13 protein-coding genes are annotated in these 18,980 nt (G+C 60.0%); 10 read left to right on the top strand and 3 right to left on the bottom strand.

The window, feature by feature from the left end:
• Positions 1-420: 420 nt before the first annotated feature.
• Positions 421-612 (bottom strand): hypothetical protein, encoded by a 192-nt coding sequence (locus AC0QKW_RS16545; protein WP_473152189.1) that lies wholly within the window; start codon positions 610-612, stop codon positions 421-423.
• Positions 596-3,535 carry an AAA-like domain-containing protein gene (locus AC0QKW_RS16540; RefSeq protein WP_473152188.1) on the bottom strand — a complete coding sequence of 980 codons (2,940 nt, stop codon included), beginning with the start codon at positions 3,533-3,535 and terminating at the stop codon, positions 596-598. Before AC0QKW_RS16540 ends, AC0QKW_RS16545 begins: the two co-directional genes overlap by 17 nt.
• Positions 3,536-3,758: 223 nt before the next feature.
• Between AC0QKW_RS16540 and AC0QKW_RS16535 the strand changes: the two genes are divergently transcribed.
• Positions 3,759-4,316: a transposase gene (locus AC0QKW_RS16535; RefSeq protein ID WP_473152187.1), complete on the top strand. Its 558-nt coding sequence runs from the start codon at positions 3,759-3,761 to the stop codon at positions 4,314-4,316.
• A 9-nt stretch (positions 4,317-4,325) separates the two neighbouring features.
• On the opposite strand, the gene AC0QKW_RS16530 is transcribed toward AC0QKW_RS16535, so the two are convergent.
• A complete protein-coding gene (locus AC0QKW_RS16530) occupies positions 4,326-5,732 on the bottom strand; it encodes an AAA-like domain-containing protein (RefSeq protein WP_473152186.1) in 1,407 nt (468 codons plus the stop codon).
• A gap of 468 nt (positions 5,733-6,200) precedes the next feature.
• Between AC0QKW_RS16530 and AC0QKW_RS16525 the strand changes: the two genes are divergently transcribed.
• The 9 genes from AC0QKW_RS16525 (at position 6,201) to AC0QKW_RS16485 (ending at position 18,768) form a co-directional block, all read left to right on the top strand.
• A complete protein-coding gene (locus AC0QKW_RS16525) occupies positions 6,201-6,449 on the top strand; it encodes a hypothetical protein (protein WP_473152185.1) in 249 nt (82 codons plus the stop codon).
• A 121-nt stretch (positions 6,450-6,570) separates the two neighbouring features.
• Positions 6,571-7,212: an SH3 domain-containing protein gene (locus AC0QKW_RS16520; RefSeq protein ID WP_473152184.1), complete on the top strand. Its 642-nt coding sequence runs from the start codon at positions 6,571-6,573 to the stop codon at positions 7,210-7,212.
• A 110-nt stretch (positions 7,213-7,322) separates the two neighbouring features.
• Positions 7,323-7,952 (top strand): hypothetical protein, encoded by a 630-nt coding sequence (locus AC0QKW_RS16515; protein WP_473152183.1) that lies wholly within the window; start codon positions 7,323-7,325, stop codon positions 7,950-7,952.
• A 138-nt stretch (positions 7,953-8,090) separates the two neighbouring features.
• The gene (locus tag AC0QKW_RS16510) at positions 8,091-8,726 is read left to right on the top strand and encodes a hypothetical protein (protein WP_473152182.1); all 636 of its coding nucleotides are present in this window, start codon (positions 8,091-8,093) and stop codon (positions 8,724-8,726) included.
• A 186-nt stretch (positions 8,727-8,912) separates the two neighbouring features.
• Entirely contained in the window at positions 8,913-10,766 is a 1,854-nt protein-coding gene (locus tag AC0QKW_RS16505) for a mechanosensitive ion channel family protein (RefSeq protein WP_473152181.1), read from the top strand.
• A gap of 113 nt (positions 10,767-10,879) precedes the next feature.
• Positions 10,880-12,655: an amidase family protein gene (locus tag AC0QKW_RS16500; RefSeq protein WP_473152180.1), complete on the top strand. Its 1,776-nt coding sequence runs from the start codon at positions 10,880-10,882 to the stop codon at positions 12,653-12,655.
• 233 nt (positions 12,656-12,888) lie between these two features.
• Complete coding sequence (locus AC0QKW_RS16495; RefSeq protein WP_473152179.1) at positions 12,889-14,853, top strand: alpha/beta hydrolase; 1,965 nt, start codon at positions 12,889-12,891, stop codon at positions 14,851-14,853.
• A gap of 52 nt (positions 14,854-14,905) precedes the next feature.
• The gene (locus AC0QKW_RS16490) at positions 14,906-16,675 is read left to right on the top strand and encodes an amidase family protein (RefSeq protein ID WP_473152178.1); all 1,770 of its coding nucleotides are present in this window, start codon (positions 14,906-14,908) and stop codon (positions 16,673-16,675) included.
• A 122-nt stretch (positions 16,676-16,797) separates the two neighbouring features.
• The gene (locus AC0QKW_RS16485; protein WP_473152177.1) at positions 16,798-18,768 is read left to right on the top strand and encodes an alpha/beta hydrolase; all 1,971 of its coding nucleotides are present in this window, start codon (positions 16,798-16,800) and stop codon (positions 18,766-18,768) included.
• Positions 18,769-18,980: the final 212 nt, after the last annotated feature.

Genomic DNA, 18,980 nt, shown 5'->3' with positions numbered 1-18,980 from the left:
CCAACATTTGTTTAGCGCAGCGCTGGACAATTACGGGGTAAGCTCAACCGGCTAGCTGCGCGCGCAGGCAACTATTCAACCCACAGCCATCAACACACTTACGGCCTAGGCATAAACTTCTCGCTTTGCCCTTGCCCATAGGGTGAGGTGATCCTAACTTAGTGCTCTGCCAAGGTGATATTGACAGTTGTAGTCGAGTAGATGGGTAGGCGGGTGGATGGGACAGACTGTTGAACACTGGTCAGAGTTAGCTTGCTGAACTATTAGAGCGCAGCCCCCCTTTTTTGACCTCAAATGCAGGTTGGCATAACGCCCTAGATTGCTCCTGCAGATTGGTTTGCAGGTACTCGCGCACCCATTGGCAGCCATAGTTGTGACTTTGCTCCCGATCTAGAACGCGATCGAGGGGCCAAGAAATGATCACCTTGTCGAGACCAGCGAAGGCTGGCCGGAGCCTTGGGTAGGGGTGGCGGAGTAGAAATCCACATCCAGGACGCACTCTTTGTAGCCTTCAAGAACTCGATCGGGCTGCGGGTTAAACGTTCCGGCTGGGTTGTGCTGCCAGAGACCGAGGGGCGATCGCCCCTCAGGGTCGTTAACTCCGGCGAGCAAGCCACAGAACCACCCCGATCGCCACGAGGGCAACCAACCCCGTGGGCAACACAATGCGTTTTACATCGGCGTAGACTTGCGCTTGCAAATCAGCCCGAGGCACCACGGTAATGATCAGCCAATCCAGCCCATAGTTATCGCTGTAGGGAATGACCCGCAAAAAGTGTTGCTGACCTTCGATTTCTACCTCCAGCTCTTGAGCGACCTGAATGGCATCAAAGTCACCCAGTTGGCTTTGGAGTTGCTGAGCAGCCACGCGCACGATCGCGTTATCGCTCTCGGTTGCAGACAGGCGCTGAAAGGCAACCTGGCCGGGTTTGGTAAAAGCGGGTTGGGGCTGGTTGGGGAGTCTTCTAGGTTTGTCAGACCTGTAGGCAGACTCGCCCACCGAATTGGCGACCAGTAAGCCATCGCGCTCGATGATGAAGGCCAATCCAGACTGACCGATAGACAAGCTCTCCAAAAATTCATTCAAATACCGCACACTCAGGTTGACCCCGAATACGGCTTGCAATTGTTGGGCGTTGTCGTAAACCGGGGCATAAGCATTAATGGCCAGCAAATCTGTACTGCCAATTTGAAACGGATCGGTCCAGCCCGGTTTGCCAGTCTCAACGGCCAGCCGAAACCAAGGGCGATCGCGCACATCAATATTGCGAATCGTCATAATGTTCCGAACCCGGTTACCGACCTCATCAATGCTGTAGATCCGGTTGACCAAGGGGGTTGAGCGGTCGGAAATGGCGGCTTCAAATAACAATTCTTCTGGCCTTAGCCACGTGTTCAATCCCCTGTCTTCGGGGCTGACGCGATGGATCACCCGCAAATCCCCCTGAGGCGTCCCCAATACAAACGTCGTGGCGGCATCGGTTCGCAGTAATTGCAAAATTAGGTACCGATGTAGGGCATCCAGATCATCCAGGCTGATTGCCCCGGCCTCTAAAGCGGCGATGTGGAGCTGATTGGCTGTGTGCGCGGTTGCCAGGTAAGTATCGAGGTGGCGAGTAATGCGATCGCTGACCTCCCCCAACAGTTGCTGGGCTTCCTCTTCCCGCAGGGTCACCTGTCGAGATTGAACCCAGGCCAGGAGTCCTAAACTGCCAGAGGCAATGAGCATGGCGCTAACGGTAGCCAGCAACCAACGACCCAAGCGACTCGCCCGCTGCTCCTGCCGCAGGCGTTTTTCTTCCGCCACCAGCCTCGCCTGGACTTCCACCAGTCGCTTATTCTCCTCGGTGCGCTTGACTTCATCCAGATCGGTGCTGGTGCCAAACCACTTCACCACCTGCCCCGCTCCGTCGCGAATGGGTACCGCCCGGTTCAAAAACCAGCGGTATTGGCCGTCGGCATCCTGCATTCTCAGCTCTACTTCGTAGGGCTGTCCTGTAATAAGGGCGGTTTGCCAGGCGGTGCGGCTGCGATCGCGATCGTCCGGGTGAACCACCTCTACCCGCTGCCAGCCCTGAAAATCCTCTGCGGATTTGCCTGAGAAGTCATGGCCCTGCTGGTTGCTGTAGGACAGGCTGCCGTCCGGCTCCACGATCCACACGATCTGCGGCACCGCTTCGGCTAGCTGACGAAAGAACCGCTCGCTCTCGGCCTTGGCATCCAGCTTTTGCTGAATCTCCTGCCGTTCGGCATCCTGGCTAGCGGCGAGGAACTGATAATCGACATCGCTGAGGCTTTTGTCCCGCGCCCAGCTTTCGGCTTCCAGCAGAGTTTGGCCCCTGAGCAGGTAGGTGGGGTTGGTGCGATCGCAGGTCAACCACCCCTCCAGGGCCGTGGCGTAGGGGCGCAGACGGCGCAGCTGGCGGTTCACCCAGTCGAGGGTAAAGACTTCCCGATAGATGCGGTTTTTGATCGCCAGCTCGTTGCCCCGGCGCACCACCAGCCCCGACAGCAGCAGGTCGCTCTGCTCGCGACTGTCGTCAGATTGCACCGCTTCGCCCTGCAAGAGCTGCTGATACAGGCCCAAAAGTCTCGCCGTGCGGTTTTGGTGCCAAAACAAATGGTCGCGAATGGTGCGCAGATGAATAGGCTCGTCCTGGGCTTCCCAATGGTCGAGCAGGGCAGCTTTGACCAAACCCTCCACCCAAAACTCCGCCATGCTAGGCGAAAGTTGTAGGGGCACCGTTTCTGACTGCTGGGCGTTTTTCACCACGATCTGACACAGCTTTTGGGTCAAAAACGGCTGGCCACCCGTCCAATCTAAAATGGCCTTGAGCACCGCTTGGGGACAATCCACCAGACCCTCTAGCCCCTGTTGCAGAGGCGCACTCTCAGCCAGGGTAAAGCCTTCTAAAGAAACAGCCTGACCGACGTTGAAGGGGGTGCGCTGTTTGTCGGAAATCAGATCGGCGGGAGTAGCGACCCCAAAGAGGGCAAAGGTGAGGCGGCGGTAGCGCGGGTCGTGGGCGCGTAGGTTGTAGCACGATCGCATCCAGGCAAAGAAGTCGTCGGTAGAAAAGTCGAGGCTCAGCAGCCCGTCAATTTCGTCAACGAGAATATAGACCGGCGCATCCCCAGTAGCGGGTAACACCACCTCCTCTATCAGTTGGTTCAGCCGCTGCACCAGGGGCAGACTTTCTCGCGCTTGCCACCAGGCCAAAAAGTCTACCTGGCTGAGCAAATTCAGGCTTTGCAGCAGGCTCACTCCCACGCCGGTATACCACTGAGCTTGGGTGAGGCCGTTGTTGCCCATGCGGGTCATATCCAGATAGGCGCAGTGGGCCTTGGTCTGCTGCAACTGCGCCTTCGCCCGCACCAGCAGGGACGATTTGCCCATCTGCCGGGCGCTAAACACATAGCAAAATTCCCGCGCCTGCAACGCCGCCACCAGGTCCACGTCGGCCTGGCGCACCACGTAGGTACTGGCCTCGGCGTTGAGGCAGCCGCCAACTTTGTAAACGGAGGGGGTGATCACAGGCTAGGGCATTCAGGGTGCGTTTGAGGAGCGTCCTCAGAGGGGAATCGCAGAGCGTCCACTTTTTAGGATCGCTCCAGTATGCAATGGGTTAAGTCATTTAGCTGGCTTTTAGCCCCCGCTAAACTGACCAACAAATGCAGTTAGGCTTAAATTTAACGGTACTACGCTGGCGCAGACTGCTTCTGGGCATTTTGAATCTATCGATTCAGGAATGCAGCCGATGGAGCAGGCTAAGTTTCGCGGCAAATATCGAATTGCGTCTGCCCGGCTGCCCGGTTGGGACTATGCCACGGCGGCGGCCTATTTTGTGACGGTGTGTACGTGCGATCGCCATCCATTTTTCGGCCACATTGCCAATGGGGTGATGTATCGTTCGGCCCTGGGGCAAATGGCCTGGGATATCTGGGATTTGATTCCGTCCCAATTTCCACATTGCACGTTGGATGCGTTTGTGGTGATGCCCGACCATATCCACGGCATTGTGGTGATCGGTAATGACGGTATTGACCGTAGAGACGCGATTAATCGCGTCTCTACGGTCAATACCGATGAATCATCGCAAACCGTGCCCGGTGGCGTAACCCAACACCACAATCCCATGTTGTCGCCCCATTCCCTATCGCGGGTAATGCGGTGGTACAAAGGGCGATGTACCCATGATATGCACGCCCTACGGCCTGATTTTGGTTGGCAATCCCGCTTTTACGATCGCATCATTCGCAATGAAAAAGAACTAGAGGTGATCAGGTATTACATTGAAACCAATCCAGCCCGGTAATCGTTGCAGTTACGATTCAGCAAACAGCGCCTGCCGAAAGTATTGTCGGTAGAGTTCGCGGCTGATCTGCCAGCCCTCGGAGGAGCCCTGGATGAGTCCAGCGCTTTCGAGCTGGTAGGCCAGCAGGGGCTCCAGAAATACAGCCCCTTCGCCCATGACTAGCGATCGCAGCACCTCCCCCATCTGCGGCTGCCCGTGTACCGTGGCCAGCAGTTTTTGCAGGTGGCCCTGGTAGATGCCCTGGGGGGTGCTGGCGGTCTGCAACAGCTCGTTAAAGGTCAGCCCCGGCTGACTGAGGTGGTAGATCGCCAGGTGAATAAGCCAGGGGTGCCCGCCCACCAGGGCGAGGAGCTGCTCGGCTTCGCCGTCACTCCAGTCCAGCCCGTACAAGCCCGCCAGCTCTAGCACCTGCGCTGCTGTGAACCCCGGCAGGGCCAGGGGCAGGCCAATGTTAAAGGGCGAATAGTTGATATCCAGCGGCAGGTAGCTATCGGTGGAGTAGGTGACGACCAGGCGCAGGTGCTGCCAGAGGTCGTCGTGGCCCGCTTCTTCGTACCACGATCGCAGCAAGGGCAAAAATCCCTGGGCGGTGGCGGGGTGCTCAAACAGGCGGCCAATGTCGTTGATGGCCAGCAGCACGGGGCGGTTCACGGTGCGCAGCACCTGCTCGCGCACAAAGAGGGTAGCGCTGAGCTGGCTGCCGACCAGCTGGTTCCAGGCGGTGGCGGGGGTGGCCTCGACGCCGAGCTTGAGGGCCAGGGTGGCGCAAAACCACTGCAAAAAGCGATCGCCGTCGCCCAACATGTCAGCCCCTACCTGTTGCAGGTCGATCGCCGCCGTGGCGTAGCCCAACTGCTGAGCCTGGTGCACAATGCGCAGCAGCAGCGAGCTTTTGCCAAACTGGGGCGGCGCTTTGATGCGCACCACGCAGCCAGGTTGGGTGATTTCTTGAAAGGCAAGTTGCTCGATGGGCGATCGCGCAATGTAAAGCGGCGACCCTAGGGGCAGCGGCCCACTGGGGTAGCGGTGGGCCTTGGTGGTGGGGAACGGCTGAGCCAACGCCTCGGCGGCGATCTCGGCATCAGTGCGATTCGCGCAGCGTTCGGGAACCGACTCGGAACGAGTATCCCACTGGGAATCGACCCACTGAAAGTCGCTGTCCTGTAGATCTAGGTTTAGGGCGCTGAAAATCTGCTGGAGGCTGCGCTGATCAATGCCCGATTTGGCCGCCCGCAGCCGCCGAATGGTGGAGGGCGACACGCCAACAATAGTGCTCAACTCTTCAGCGCTATGGGGGGTGGCGTTGTTTTGTTGGGCTTCAAGTTGGGCGATCGCACTTCGCAACCGTTCTAGCCCTGGGGCACTCAAAACTACCCCGCGCCTACGCCTAAGAATCTGCCGTTCATCGGAGTTCATACGGTGTACTCTACACTGCCTAGAGCGGCTCGCCCAGCGTGGCAACACCTCTAGCTTAACTGACTAAAAATCTGCTTAACTGACCGCAGGCAAGAGCAGTCAATTACACAGCTCGCCTTGCCCTTTAGGCGCTCAAATTTTACTTACAGGAATCATATATTTCGTACTAAAAGTGTATTTATTAGAGGCAAAATGCCTATTTTGCAGGGCTTTATGTAAACCATATTTTCTTCTGATACCCCCAAAAAAATCAGTTAGCTTAACTGGAAAACAAGATCTTTAAGCTGCTCTTTAGATATGTTGGAGAAAGCTAAACCTGCCTGATATACTCCACTCCAGTCTATTTTATGGGGTGTTTGAGATTGATCGTTTGCCCTGGTTGGTCTTTAATGAAATCCATTTTTTATACCTGCACTCAATCAAGCTTAAGCCGTTTACGATTGGTGCCTGAGGAGGCAGGTTCAATTTATGACAGTTAAGTTTGTTCCTTTTAAGTACCTTGCAGTCTTCCTCGGTACCACCCTGGTAGCTGGTTCTTTAGCAGCCCCAACCCCAGCCCAAAATCGAGCGGCGACCCCCTACTGCTTTGTAGTCAAAGACGCGCTGAGCGTGTTTTCAAGACCCGCGAATAATGCCGCCACGGGCGATCGCTTCAACCGGAGCGACATTGCCTACGCCATCACCAACCCGCCCGCGGCCGTGGTGCGCCCATCTTGATGGATCTGTCCACCGACCAATGCACCAAAACCGGCGGGTAACAGGGGCTTCCCTGCTTGCAGAGCAGGCCTGATCCACCCGACCAACGTTTCAGTCCTTTCTCGAACTTCTTTTTTTAACTATGAGAATTCAATCTGCTGTGCTGTCTGCGGTGACTTCGTTTGCGGCCCTGGGCATGGGCTTGGCGGCTAAGGCCGATACGGTGCCCGCCCACTGCGACCTGTACGCCCCGCGCGAAGACTACGCCTACCTGTCAAGTGCCTGCACCTTTTCCCAGCGGCAAGGCTATATCAGCATTCAACTACAGAGCAACGGTACGCGCTACGAGTTTGACCCGGTGCCCAACGCAGCGCCGGGCAACTTTAGAGACCAGCACGGCCAGGCGGTCTACCGCCAGAGCGGCCTGGGCAATGCAGGTACGATTTTTGAGTTTGTCGATGGCTCGCACCTCTGGGTCTACTGGGATACCAGCACCTCCTACGGCACGGGGCCGGTGAGCCAGGGCACCGGAGGGACTCGCGTGGGCACCCTGGTGGCCCACGAGCGCGGTTCTCAGATCAACCTGCGCAGCCAGCCCACGGTGCGATCGCGCGCCCAGGGCTACGGCCTGGCTGGCGATCAGGTCAACATTCTCGAATGCGTGCCAGACCAGGACACCGCCGGTAGCGACCTGAACTGGTGCAAGGTGCAGTTTTTGACCTCTGGGGCGATCGGCTGGGTGCGCAGCGACTTCATCATCTTCCCTAGCGATGGTGCGCTATAGGCGATCGAGCCGCCTTAACTATCCGTAGGATGGGCACCGCCCACCACTCATGCATCGGCCTGCCACCCTACACCCTTTACGTCGACATTCATTCCTCTGTGAGATTGACCATGAAACCTCAAACCCTTTTGCTGGCAACGGCTTTACTCTTGGGCGTAGCGATCGCTGGCCTGCCGGTCGCCGCCAACCAGACCTCAGCCGCGCCCCTACTGCTGGCGCAGTCTAAAACGCCCGAGCGCACCTACATGACCCCCCAGCGCGACCCCAACCAAATTGCCGTAGACATTACCGATGGCGAATTTCGGGTGTACGGCATCATGCAGCGCAGCTACGGCAACTTTTACACCCTGACGACCAGCGGTGTGCAGATTACCTACAACCGCGACACGGGCAACGTGCTGGTGGTGAACTCAATGACAGGCACCGAGTTCTACAACTACACCTTCACCGAGGCCTCGCGTGCCCCCGCCCCCACCAGTTTTAGCGCTAGCTCTAGCACCCCAGAATCGACGATGCTAACGCCCATTGGCAACGGTCAAATTTCGGCCTACATCACCGATGGCGAGTTTTCTTTTAGCGGCGCGCTGACCCGCACCTCGGGCAATACCTACGTGGGCGAAGACGGTCGCGTGCGGGTGATGTACGACCAGGGCGCTAGCCGCATTGTGGTTATCAATGTGGTCACAGGCACGGAGTTTTACAACTACATCTACAGCATGGCCAACGAAGGGGCGCTGTAGCGATTTCCCTGCCCCTGCCATGAAAAATCCCCTCTTGGGAGGGGTGCCCGGAGGGCGGGGTGGGTCGCGGAGACTCTGAGACCCACCCCTACCCCTCCCAGGAGGGGATTTGACAGATCAATTTTTTGAGAAATAACCATGAAAAACCAACTATTTTCCCTGATTTCTGGGGCGGCGATCGCCGCCCTTGTCGCCCTGGCCCCTGCCCAAGCTGATACCACCACCGCCCGCTGCGATGTTTATCCGCGCGGCGAAGATCGTGCAATCTCCTACGGCGAGTGCACCTTTTCCCAGCGGCAGGGCTACGTCACCATCACCCTCAAGGATGGCACCACCTACGAACTGACTCCTTCCCCTACCGAGCCCGCCGCCTACACCGACCAGAATGGTCGCCCCGCCACCCGCGAAGATGCCCTGGGCACAGAGGGCGTGATTTACCGCCTGGCCGACGTCTCGATCTTTGTTTACTGGGATGCCAGTGCAGTGTCTAGCGAGCCGCGCCGGGGCGGGGGGAATGTGCCCTGCTCGGCGGGGCAGCCCAGCTACGATCGCCTGTGCCAGGCCAATGGCATCTACGGCGATGGCCATGCCACCCTCACTCTGGTGGGGCCGGGGGGCGATGCGCACCATCTGTACTACGACGGCAGCGCCCTCTATTCCACCGATGCCGACGACGAGGTGCTGATGCAGGTGGTCGATGGGCAATACCTGATCTCGGTGAATGATACAGAGTTCTTTAAGCTCGACGAAATCATGGTCACCGGGGTGGATTGAGTCGAGGACATCCCCTCTTGGGAGGGGCAGGGGTGGGTTAGCCCAGACCCCGCGACCCACCCCGCCCTTTGGGCACCCCTCCCGGTCGGGGACGTGCGACTCAGCTCTCAATGCAATGAACTTGCTTTGGGGAAAGGCTTTTCAACCTCCTCAAACTCGATCGCAACCAAAACGCTTACCACCCCGATGCCGACCCAGTTCAGACGATTCCTCAGTCTTGCCCTGGCCTTTGCTCTGGCCTTGGGAATCAGCCTGGCGATCGCCAAGCCCAGCCCAGCTCAGTTTTCGCTGCCCGATGGCTTTGGCGGCAAAGGGCCAGTGGGGCCACCGCCGGCTGTGACCCGCTACGGCAATGTGGAGGCGATCGCCGTTGAGTCACCCCTCAGCACCACCACGCTATTCACCATTGCCTCGCCCACGGTGTATGACCGATCGCCAGATGCGGTGGGCGATCGCCAGACCGTCGAGCAGCGGGCCGAAGAAATTCAGGCCAAGCTGCTGCTGCTGCTGAAGCGGCCCATGGACCCCAAGAGCCTGGTGTTTGAGGTGTCGCAACTGAACAATGTAGCTGTGGTCGACGTGCGGGATGACCAGTTTCCCCGGCCCCTGGTGCTGCTGTCGGTGACGGAGTTTGATGCCGACTTCAACGGCCAGCCCATTGATGCCCTGGCTGAGCAGTGGCGCGACATTCTCGAAGATGAACTCCGCAGTGGTTTGGCCAAACTGCCCGACGACCAACGCCGGGTAAACCACATTTTGCTGGGGCTGGGGTTGCTGACCGCTGGGCTAGGGTTGCTCAAGTACGGGCTATGGCGACGGCAAAAGCAGCTGCGGCGGCAGAAGAAAGCGCTGCGGGCGGCGGCGATCGCTGAGGCTATGCCGGTAGAACCACCCGATCTTCCAGATGAACCCGTTGCCCGGGCACGGACTGCCTTTTTGCAGCGGCTCCCGCAAATCTTCACCCTCGATCGCCAGCTGGCCGCTCTGGATTTTCTCCAGTGGCTGCTGTTTTGGCTGATGATTTCGGCCTGGTTGAGCGGCTTTGTCTGGGTGGCAGGCGTTTCGCCCTATCTGCTGCGCAATCGATTGAAGTTTCTAGACGTGCTGCTGGCCCTGCTGCTGCTCTGGTTTTTGACTGGGCTGGCCATTCGCATCAGCCGCCGCCTGATTGATATTGTCATTCATCGGTGGAAACCCTTCGATCGCGTGGATTTTCTCGATTTTGGCGATGCCCAGCGCCGCCAGCTGCGCAGCTCGACGATTTCTGGGGCGGTCAAGGGGTTGGTGACAATCGCGATCGCTCTTTTTGGCCTGCTCTCGGCGTTGGGGACTCTGGGTCTACCCACCGCGTCGGTAGTGGCAATCGGCAGCTTGGCAGGTCTGGCGATTACCTTTGGTTCGCAAAACCTGATCAAAGACCTGGTGAATGGCTTCTTTATTTTGGCCGAAGACCAGTATGCGATCGGCGATGTGATTGACCTGGGCTCGGCCACAGGTCTGGTGGAAAACCTCACCATGCGGGTCACTCAACTGCGCAGCGCCAGCGGCGAACTGGTGACCGTGCCCAACAGCAGCATCGCCCAGGTCAAAAACCTGACCCGCAACTGGTCGCGGGTGAATTTCACCATTGATGTGGCCTATCACACCGACCCCGAAAAGGCTCTGGCCGTGCTGAACCAGGTAGCCCAAACCCTCTACGACGACCCCGCCTGGCACGACAAAATTCTAGCTGAGCCCACGGTGCTGGGCATTGATAGCGTTTCCCACAGCGGCCTCACCATTACTGTCTGGATTCAGACCGAACCGGGGCAGCAAATGCCGGTAGGGCGCGAGTTTCGACTGCGGGTGCGTAAGGCATTAGAGGCCAACAACGTTGAAATTGGCATGCCTCAGTACTACTCGCTGGAGGCGTCGCAGAAGTTGAGCGATCGCCCCATGCCCAATGGCCACAACCATGTTGATACCAACACCCGTCCCGAGTTGCAGCAACAGCCCTGCACCCCCGATCAGGCCAGATCCCAGAGTTCTTCTGATGAATAGACCAAATTTTCTAGCCCCCAGGGCAAAAACAGAGACCTGTATGTGATGTGCGATCGCTCCCACCGACACAGCCCATCAATCTTTACCCTTACCCTTTCTTAAATTCAGCCCCCATGAAACTGCTTCGTCGCATTCTACCGCTGGCTCTGGCCGCGATCGCCCTCACCCTGGCCACCCACACCGTCGCCGTTGCCCCACCGCCCGAAGGCCCGCCCCGCGCCTATCCCACCGAGTTTCCCCTCTCAGAACCCGACTACACCAGCAAGCGCCTGCGCGACTTCAGCCCTTTTGCCGAGGCGCTAGCTCAATGGCCCTCCGGGCGGCGGCGCTACCTCAACGATCGGTTGCGGCTGCCAGAGGCCACGGTGCCTGAGCTTCAGGCATACATGGCCAAGGGCGACCTCACCGCCGAGGAACTAGTGCTCTATTACCTCGATCGCATCCAGCGCTACGACGTGAACCAACTCAACTCGGTGATGGAGCTGAATCCTGAAGCGTTGACCATTGCCCGCAACCTGGATACTGAACGGGCCGAGGGCAACCTGTGGGGGCCGCTGCACGGCATCCCTGTGTTGGTTAAAGACAACATCACCACGGGCGACCAAATGCACACTACGGCTGGAGCCTACGCTCTGAAAGATTGGCGGGGCGATCGCGATGCCCAACTGGTGAAAAACCTGCGCAATGCTGGAGCCGTGATTCTGGGCAAGGCCAATCTGTCGGAATGGGCCAACTATGTCGACCCCGCCATGCCCAGCGGCTTTAGCGCCCTGGGCGGGCAAACCCGTCACCCCTACGGCCCCTTCGACCCGCTCGGCTCTAGCTCTGGCTCGGCGGTGTCTGTGGCGGCCAGCCTCGCTGCCGTCAGTGTGGGCAGCGAAACCGAGGGTTCCATCGTCAAACCAGCGGCCACCAACGGCATTGTGGGGCTAAAACCCACCCACGGCCTAGTCAGCGGCGACTACGTCATCCCCCTGGTGGACTGGATGGACGTGCCGGGGCCGATGGGCCGCACCGTGACCGATGTGGCGACGCTGCTCAGTGCCCTCACCCACACCGACGAAGGTTCTGAAGAAAGCCCTGACCCCGATGTGGCGGAGTTGCAAAGCGCCGACTTTACCCGTTTTCTGAGTCTGGATTGGGCTAAGCAGCAGCGGGTCGGCGTAGCCGTAACCCCCCAGGCTGTCATCGACCAGTTGGAAGCGGCAATTGCCAACCCACCCGCCGAGATGACAGCGGACATTGTGGCCCTCTTACCCAGCCTCGTGAGCCGATACCAACGGGCCAATCAAATCGCCAACGAGGCGATCGCGGCCCTTACCCAGCAGGGCATTCCCGTCGTTGAGGTGGACAGCAACACCGTGCCTCCCGCCCCGGATGCCAACGAGGCTCTACCCCCCGGTTTCAAAGCCTCCCTGAATGCCTTTCTGCCCACCCTGCCCAATCCACCCGTCGCCGCCCTGATCGATGTCATTTCCTTCAACAACGCCGATCCGGCCAACCGCATTCCCTACGGGCAACGCCACCTCACCACTGCTCAGATCAGCTACAGTCCCTCTGCCGACTACACCACCCTGCGCGAAATCCACCAGACCACCGCTCGCACCGACCTCGATCAACTCTTTGCCCAGGCGGGTATTGACCTGCTGATCTCCGACACCCAGGCTTATGCCCCCGCTGGTTATCCGGCGCTGACTGTCCCCATCGGCTTTGCGGAGACGGGCGAACCCCAGGGCATTTTCCTCATCGGCAAAGCTCTCAGCGAACCCGATCTGCTGGCGGTGGGTTATGCGATCGAGCAAGCCACCCATGCCCGTAAAGCGCCCGACCTAGATAAGACCCTGGCGACCTTCACCAACCTCCACCACGCCGTACCCAGCCCCCGATGACCCAACCCAACCCAAATTCGGGATTAGAAAATCCTTGGAAAAGCAGGACTACTATCCCCTCCTGGGAGGGGCAGGGGTGGGTCATCTAAGGCCAGCCCAACATCTAAGAACTCATATTCCTGGGCAGTTTTGACCCACCCCGCCCTCCGGGCACCCCTCCCAGGAGGGGACGGCGCTATCCCGAACCAAGCTTTCCTTGCCCTCCCCACCTTCCCCATCACCCCATCGCTTCCATGAAACACCTACCCCGCACCCTGGCCCTCCCTCTGCTCGCCGTTGCGGCGGCCCTCGCGGCCCAAATCCCTGCCCAAGCCCAGACCCCGCGCTACCCGCTCACCGTCATCCCCTGCCCCACGGTGCTGCCCCCCAACGAGGTCGAAGGCGAAACTATCACCTGCGGCATTCTCACCGTGCCGGAAAACTACGCTGAGCCGAATGGTCGCCAGATTGACCTCACCTACGCCGTGCTGCACAGCCGCAGCCTTTCCCCTGCACCAGACCCGATTATGGATCTGCGCGGTGGGCCAGGGGGCAGCCTGATCGAGGCGAAGGCGCTGGAGGGACGGGCGAAAAAGTTTGAAACCCTGCGCCAGACCCGCGATGTCATTGTGCTGGATCAGCGGGGGGCTCAGTTCTCCAATCGGTTGGGCTGTGCTCCCGTGGCGCTGATTACCCTGGGCGTGTTGCTCAACCCCGCCAGCCCCTATGCGGGGGGGCTGGAACCCCTGCTAGAGCAGATGCGAGCCCGCTTTCCCAATGCCGACGACGGTACGGTGAGAAACTATGCCTGGCAAGACCTGTGCGCCCGCGTGCTGGAAAACCACGGCAACGATTTGAGCCACTACAACACCCCCAACAACGCCCAGGATGTAGTGAACTTGACCGCCGCCCTGGGCTACGACGAGGTCAATCTCTACGGCATTTCCTACGGCACCTACCTGGCCCAGCGGATTATGACCAACCACCCCGACCGGGTCCGCAGCGTGGTGCTCGATTCCACCGTGCCGATGCAGGTCAGCATGATTGGCTTAGGCATCCGCGCCAAGGAGGTCAGTTTCCTCAACCTGGTGGCCGACTGCGAAGCCGATGCCGCCTGCGCCGCCGCCTACCCCAACCTGACGGAGCGCACCCAGGCCCTGCTGGCCAAGCTGGAGGAAGCGCCCATTCCCCTGGCCGAACCCATTACCCAACCCACCGCCATCGATCGCGTCACCCCGGCAGAGTTTGCCAACCTGATCGATACCATGAACGGGCACCCCAGCCAGATTGCTCCCTACCTGCCGCTGATTGTCTATGAGCTAGAGCGGGGGCAAACCACTACCTTTGCAGGGGTCGTCACCGGATCATTGGCAGCCAGCGAACCCGCGCCCCCCACCCTGGAACCCTCGGCAGAGTCCTATCGCCTGCAAGCCAGCGACTTTGAAGTGAAGGCTGAAGACCTGTTGCGCGCCAGTGCCGCCGCCGCCGAAACCAGCCGCCCGGCCAGCCAGTGGGTACAGCAGGTGCAGGCCGTGGCCGATACCCTGCCCGAAGCGGAGAAAACCTTGCTGCTGACTAATTTCTATGGGGTCGGTTACCTGGAGACCCCCCGCGACCGGGATACCCTGCTCACCTTTGTGGCCGAAGAATTTGAGGGCGACACCGCCAACCGCCTCACCGCTGCCCTCAATGCCATGTCCGACATCGAAGTCCGCCATGTGTACGACGTGGTCTCGGCCCTCACCGACTCCTTTGCACCGATCGATAACCTGGTGACCTGGGGGATGCTCCGCACCTTCCACTGCCGCGAAGAGCGCCCCGATATGGATCTCGCCCAGACTGTCTACAGCCAGATGCTGATGCCCCAACTGGGGGGCAGTTCGCTGAAAAGCGCCCAGGAACAGCACGATGTCTGCTCCTTCTGGCCCGTGGAACCCGCCCCCGCCAGCGAACGTGCCCCAACGACCAGCCGCATCCCCACCCTGGTCTTGCAAGGGCGCTACGACACCCAGACCAATAGCGAATTAGCCATTCAGGTGATGGAGGGGCTGCGCAACGGCACCTATGTGGAGTTGTCGAGTACGGGCCACGGGGCGATCGGGTTCTCCCAGTGTGCCAAGGATATCGGCGTCGCCTTTGTGAATAACCCCGATCGCACCCCCGATACGAGCTGCACCACTGACCTGCTCCCGGAGTTTGTGCTGCCGCCTGCCAATTAGTTCAGGGACAGGTAAAACACCAACGCCCCCTACCCTACCCATCCACCACGCCATGAAACTCTTTCGTCACATCTTGCCGCTGGCCCTGGCCGCGATCGCCCTCACCCTGTCCACCCATACCGTCGCCATCCCCCCACCCCCCGAAGGCCCTGCCCGCGCCTACCCCACCGAGTTTCCCCTGTCAGAACCCGACTACACCAGCAAGCGCCTGCGCGACTTCAGCCCCTTTGAATCCGCCCTGGCGAACTTTTCCGCCGAACGGCGCGGCACCCTGGATGCCCTGGTGCTGGAAGCAACCATCCCTCAATTGCAAGAGTTGATGGCCAGTGGCGACCTCACCAGCGAGGAACTGGTGGTCTACTACCTCGATCGCATCCAGCGCTACGACATCAACCAGCTCAACTCGGTGATGGAGCTGAACCCGGATGCCCTGGCGATCGCCCGCAACCTGGATACCCAACGGGCCGAGGGCAACCTGTGGGGGCCAATGCACGGCATTCCAGTGCTGGTCAAAGACAACATCACCACCGGCGACCAGATGCACACCACCGCCGGAGCCTATGCGCTGAAGGACTGGCGGGGCGATCGCGATGCCCAACTGGTCAAAAATCTGCGGAATGCTGGCGCGGTCATTCTCGGTAAGGCCAACCTGTCGGAATGGGCTAACTATGTCGATCCCGCCATGCCCAGCGGCTTTAGCGCTCTGGGCGGCCAAACCCGTCACCCCTACGGCCCCTTTGACCCGCTCGGTTCTAGTTCTGGCTCGGCGGTATCCGTAGCGGCTAACCTCACCGCCGTCAGCGTGGGCAGCGAAACCGAGGGTTCCATCCTCCTGCCATCGGCCACCAATGACATCGTGGGGCTGAAACCCACCCACGGCCTGGTCAGCGGCGACTACGTCATTCCCCTGGTGGACTGGATGGATGTACCGGGGCCGATGGGTCGCACCGTGACCGATGTGGCGACGCTGCTCGGTGCCCTTACCCACACTGACGAAGGAGCCGAAGAAAGCCCTGACCCCGAGGTGGCGGAGTTGCAAAGCGCAGACTTTACCCGGTTTTTGGATCTGGAGCGGGCCAAGCAGCGGCGAGTCGGCGTAGCGGTGGTGCCACAGGCCGTCATCGACCAGTTGGAAGCCGCGATCGCCAACCCGCCCGCCGAGATAACACCGGACATTCTGGCGCTCCTACCCAGCACTGTGAGCCGATACCAACGGGCCAATCAAATTGCCAGCAAGGCGATCGCCGCCCTCACCCAGCAGGGCATCACCGTCGTTGAGGTAGATAGCAACACCGTGCGCCCAGCCCCGGATGCCAACGAAGCTCTGCCCCCCGGCTTCAAAGCCTCCCTGAACGCCTTTTTGCCCACCTTGCCCAACCCGCCCGTCGCCGCCCTGATCGATGTGATTTCCTTCAACAACGCCGATCCGGCCAACCGCATTCCCTACGGGCAAAACCACCTCACCACCGCCCAGCTCACCTACAGCCCCTCCGCCGACTACACCACCCTGCGCGAAACCCACCAAACCACCGCCCGCGCCGACCTCGATCAACTCTTTGCCCAGGCGGGCATTGATGTCCTGATCGCGGACACCCAGGCCTACGCCCCCGCTGGCTATCCCGCCCTCACTATCCCCATCGGCTTTGCCGAGACCGGCGAACCCCAAGGCGTGCACCTGATCGGCAAAGCTCTCAGCGAACCTGACTTGTTAGCTGTGGGCTATGCGATCGAACAAGCCACCAAGGCCCGTAAGGCTCCAGATTTAACGACAACCCTGGCCACTTTCACCAACCTCCACAACGCGGTCCCCGCTGTGCAGTAGGAGTTCTGATGCTCCTGCCTTCCAATTCGCCTTTGGCTGAATAAACGCATGGCTTGGGCCTGGGCAAACACCATTTGCCCCTACGGTGCCCATCACCCCACCACCCCGTCACCCATTCACCCATGAACCCCCTAACCCTAGCCCTCCCCCTTCTCCCCCTCGCCGCTGCCCTCGCCGCCCAAATCCCCGCCTTGGCCCAAACCCCGCGCTACACCACCGTCATCCCCTGCCCCACGGTGCTGCCCCCCAACGAAATTGAGGGCAAAACCGTCACCTGCGGCGTGTTCACCGTGCCCGAAAACTACGCTGAGCCCAACGGTCGCCAGATCGACCTCACCTATGCGGTACTGCACAGCCGCAGCCTCTCCCCTGCGCCCGACCCGATCGTCGATTTGCGCGGTGGGCCGGGGGGCAGCACCCTAGAGTCGCGATCGCTGGAGACCCGTGCCATCATCTACAAATCGTTGCGCCGCAACCGCGACATCATCGTGTTCGATCAGCGGGGCACGCAATTTTCTAATCGGTTAGGCTGTGCGCCAGTGGGGCTGCTCACCTTTGGCGTGTTACTGGATCCTACCAGTGAATACGCGGGCGGACTTGAGCCGTTGCTGGCACAAATGCGATCGCGCTTTCCCGATGCCACCGACGACACCCTTCAGCAATATGCCTTCTACGACCTCTGCGCGCGGGTGCTAGAAAACCACGGCAACGACCTGAGCAACTACAATTCTCCCAATAGCGCCCAGGATGTGGTGAACCTGGCCACCGCCCTGGGCTACGACCAGATCAATCTCTACGGCATTTCCTACGGCACCTACCTGGCCCAGCGGATTATGGCCAACCACCCCGACCGAGTGCGCAGCGTAGTGCTCGATTCCACGGTGCCCGTACAGGCCAACAAGTATGAACTCATTGTCCGCGACCTGGAGATCAGCTTCCTCAACCTGGTAGAAGACTGCGAAGCCGATGCCGCCTGCGCCGCCGCCTACCCCAACCTAACCGAGCGCACCCAGACCCTGCTGGCCAAGCTGGAGCAAACCCCCATTCCCCTGGCTGAACCCATCACCCCCCAGGGGAAAACAACCCCCATTGATCGCATCACCGCCGCCGATTTTGCCGGACTGATCGACCTGATGAACCACCGCCCCCGCCAGGTGGCCCCCTACCTACCGCTGATTGTCCATGAGCTGGAGCAGGGCATCACAACGACCATGGCGGGGGCCATCACTGGGGCGCTGTTTGCCGACCAGCCCACGCCGCCCACCCTAGAACCCTCGCCAGAGTTCTATCGCCTGCAAGCCCGCGATTTTGAGGCCAAGGCCGAGACCATTCTACGCGCCCAGGCTACCGCCGCCGAAACCAGCCGCCCCGCCAGCCGCTGGGTACAGCAGGTGCAGGCCATCGCCAACACCCTGCCCGAAGCCGAGAACACCCTACTGCTGGCCAATTTCTATGGGGTCGGGTACCTGGAGACCCCCCGCAACCGGGAGACCCTACTCACCTTTGTGGCCGAAGAATTTGAGGGCGACACCGCCAACCGCCTCACCACTGCCCTCAATGCCCTGTCCGACATCGAAGTGCGCCACGTCTACGATGTGGTAGCCGCCCTCACCGACTCCATCCTGCCCCTCGATGCCGATATCACCACGGGCATGTTTCGCAGTGTCGACTGCCGCGAAATGGTCTCCGTCAGCGCCTCCGCCCAAACCCAAGCCCTCTACGACGCCATGCTCATCCCCCAACTGGGGCAGGGACGGTTAGTGGCGGCCCAGCAAGCCTACGACCTCTGCTCCTTCTGGCCCGTGGAACCTGCCCCCGCCAGCGAACATAAACCCGTCAACAGCACCATCCCCACCCTGGTGCTGCAAGGCCGCTACGACGTGCAAACCAACAGCGAAATGGGGGTTAGGGTGATGGAGGGGCTGCGCAACGGCACCTTTGTGGAGCTTTCTAGCACGGGCCACGGGGCGATCGTCGCCTCCCAGTGCGCCAAAGACATTGGCGTCGCCTTTGTGAATAACCCGGCCCGCACTCCAGATACGAGTTGCACCGCTGAGCTGTTCCCCAACTTTGTGCTGCCCCCGACGGAGTAGCTTGCAGTTGGGAGGAGAAGGAAGCACTTGAAGCTCCCATCGATTGCCTAACGCCTGGGCCAATTGCTGTAGGTTGGCTCTCACTAGCGATCGCGCGTATGGCCCAATAGAGAATTGACCTTGCCTCGAAAAAGAGGACATTCCCGAAGAGTCGATAACGAAGGAGAATGTTCAGATGACCCAAAAACCGCGAAGGATATTTACAGACGAGC

The sequence above is a fragment of the Pseudanabaena sp. PCC 9330 genome (assembly GCF_055795045.1).
Note: the sequence above shows the minus strand (reverse complement) of the source record. Positions and strands in the feature narration are given on the sequence as shown.

What these genes read in the sequence shown, in the direction of transcription:
- AC0QKW_RS16535 (WP_473152187.1), top strand. Translation starts at nt 3,759, where the DNA reads ATGGAGCAGGCTAAGTTTCGCGGCAAATATCGAATTGCGTCTGCCCGG.
- AC0QKW_RS16530 (WP_473152186.1), bottom strand. Translation starts at nt 5,732, where the DNA reads ATGAACTCCGATGAACGGCAGATTCTTAGGCGTAGGCGCGGGGTAGTT.
- AC0QKW_RS16525 (WP_473152185.1), top strand. Translation starts at nt 6,201, where the DNA reads ATGACAGTTAAGTTTGTTCCTTTTAAGTACCTTGCAGTCTTCCTCGGT.
- AC0QKW_RS16520 (WP_473152184.1), top strand. Translation starts at nt 6,571, where the DNA reads ATGAGAATTCAATCTGCTGTGCTGTCTGCGGTGACTTCGTTTGCGGCC.
- AC0QKW_RS16515 (WP_473152183.1), top strand. Translation starts at nt 7,323, where the DNA reads ATGAAACCTCAAACCCTTTTGCTGGCAACGGCTTTACTCTTGGGCGTA.
- AC0QKW_RS16510 (WP_473152182.1), top strand. Translation starts at nt 8,091, where the DNA reads ATGAAAAACCAACTATTTTCCCTGATTTCTGGGGCGGCGATCGCCGCC.
- AC0QKW_RS16505 (WP_473152181.1), top strand. Translation starts at nt 8,913, where the DNA reads ATGCCGACCCAGTTCAGACGATTCCTCAGTCTTGCCCTGGCCTTTGCT.
- AC0QKW_RS16500 (WP_473152180.1), top strand. Translation starts at nt 10,880, where the DNA reads ATGAAACTGCTTCGTCGCATTCTACCGCTGGCTCTGGCCGCGATCGCC.
- AC0QKW_RS16495 (WP_473152179.1), top strand. Translation starts at nt 12,889, where the DNA reads ATGAAACACCTACCCCGCACCCTGGCCCTCCCTCTGCTCGCCGTTGCG.
- AC0QKW_RS16490 (WP_473152178.1), top strand. Translation starts at nt 14,906, where the DNA reads ATGAAACTCTTTCGTCACATCTTGCCGCTGGCCCTGGCCGCGATCGCC.
- AC0QKW_RS16485 (WP_473152177.1), top strand. Translation starts at nt 16,798, where the DNA reads ATGAACCCCCTAACCCTAGCCCTCCCCCTTCTCCCCCTCGCCGCTGCC.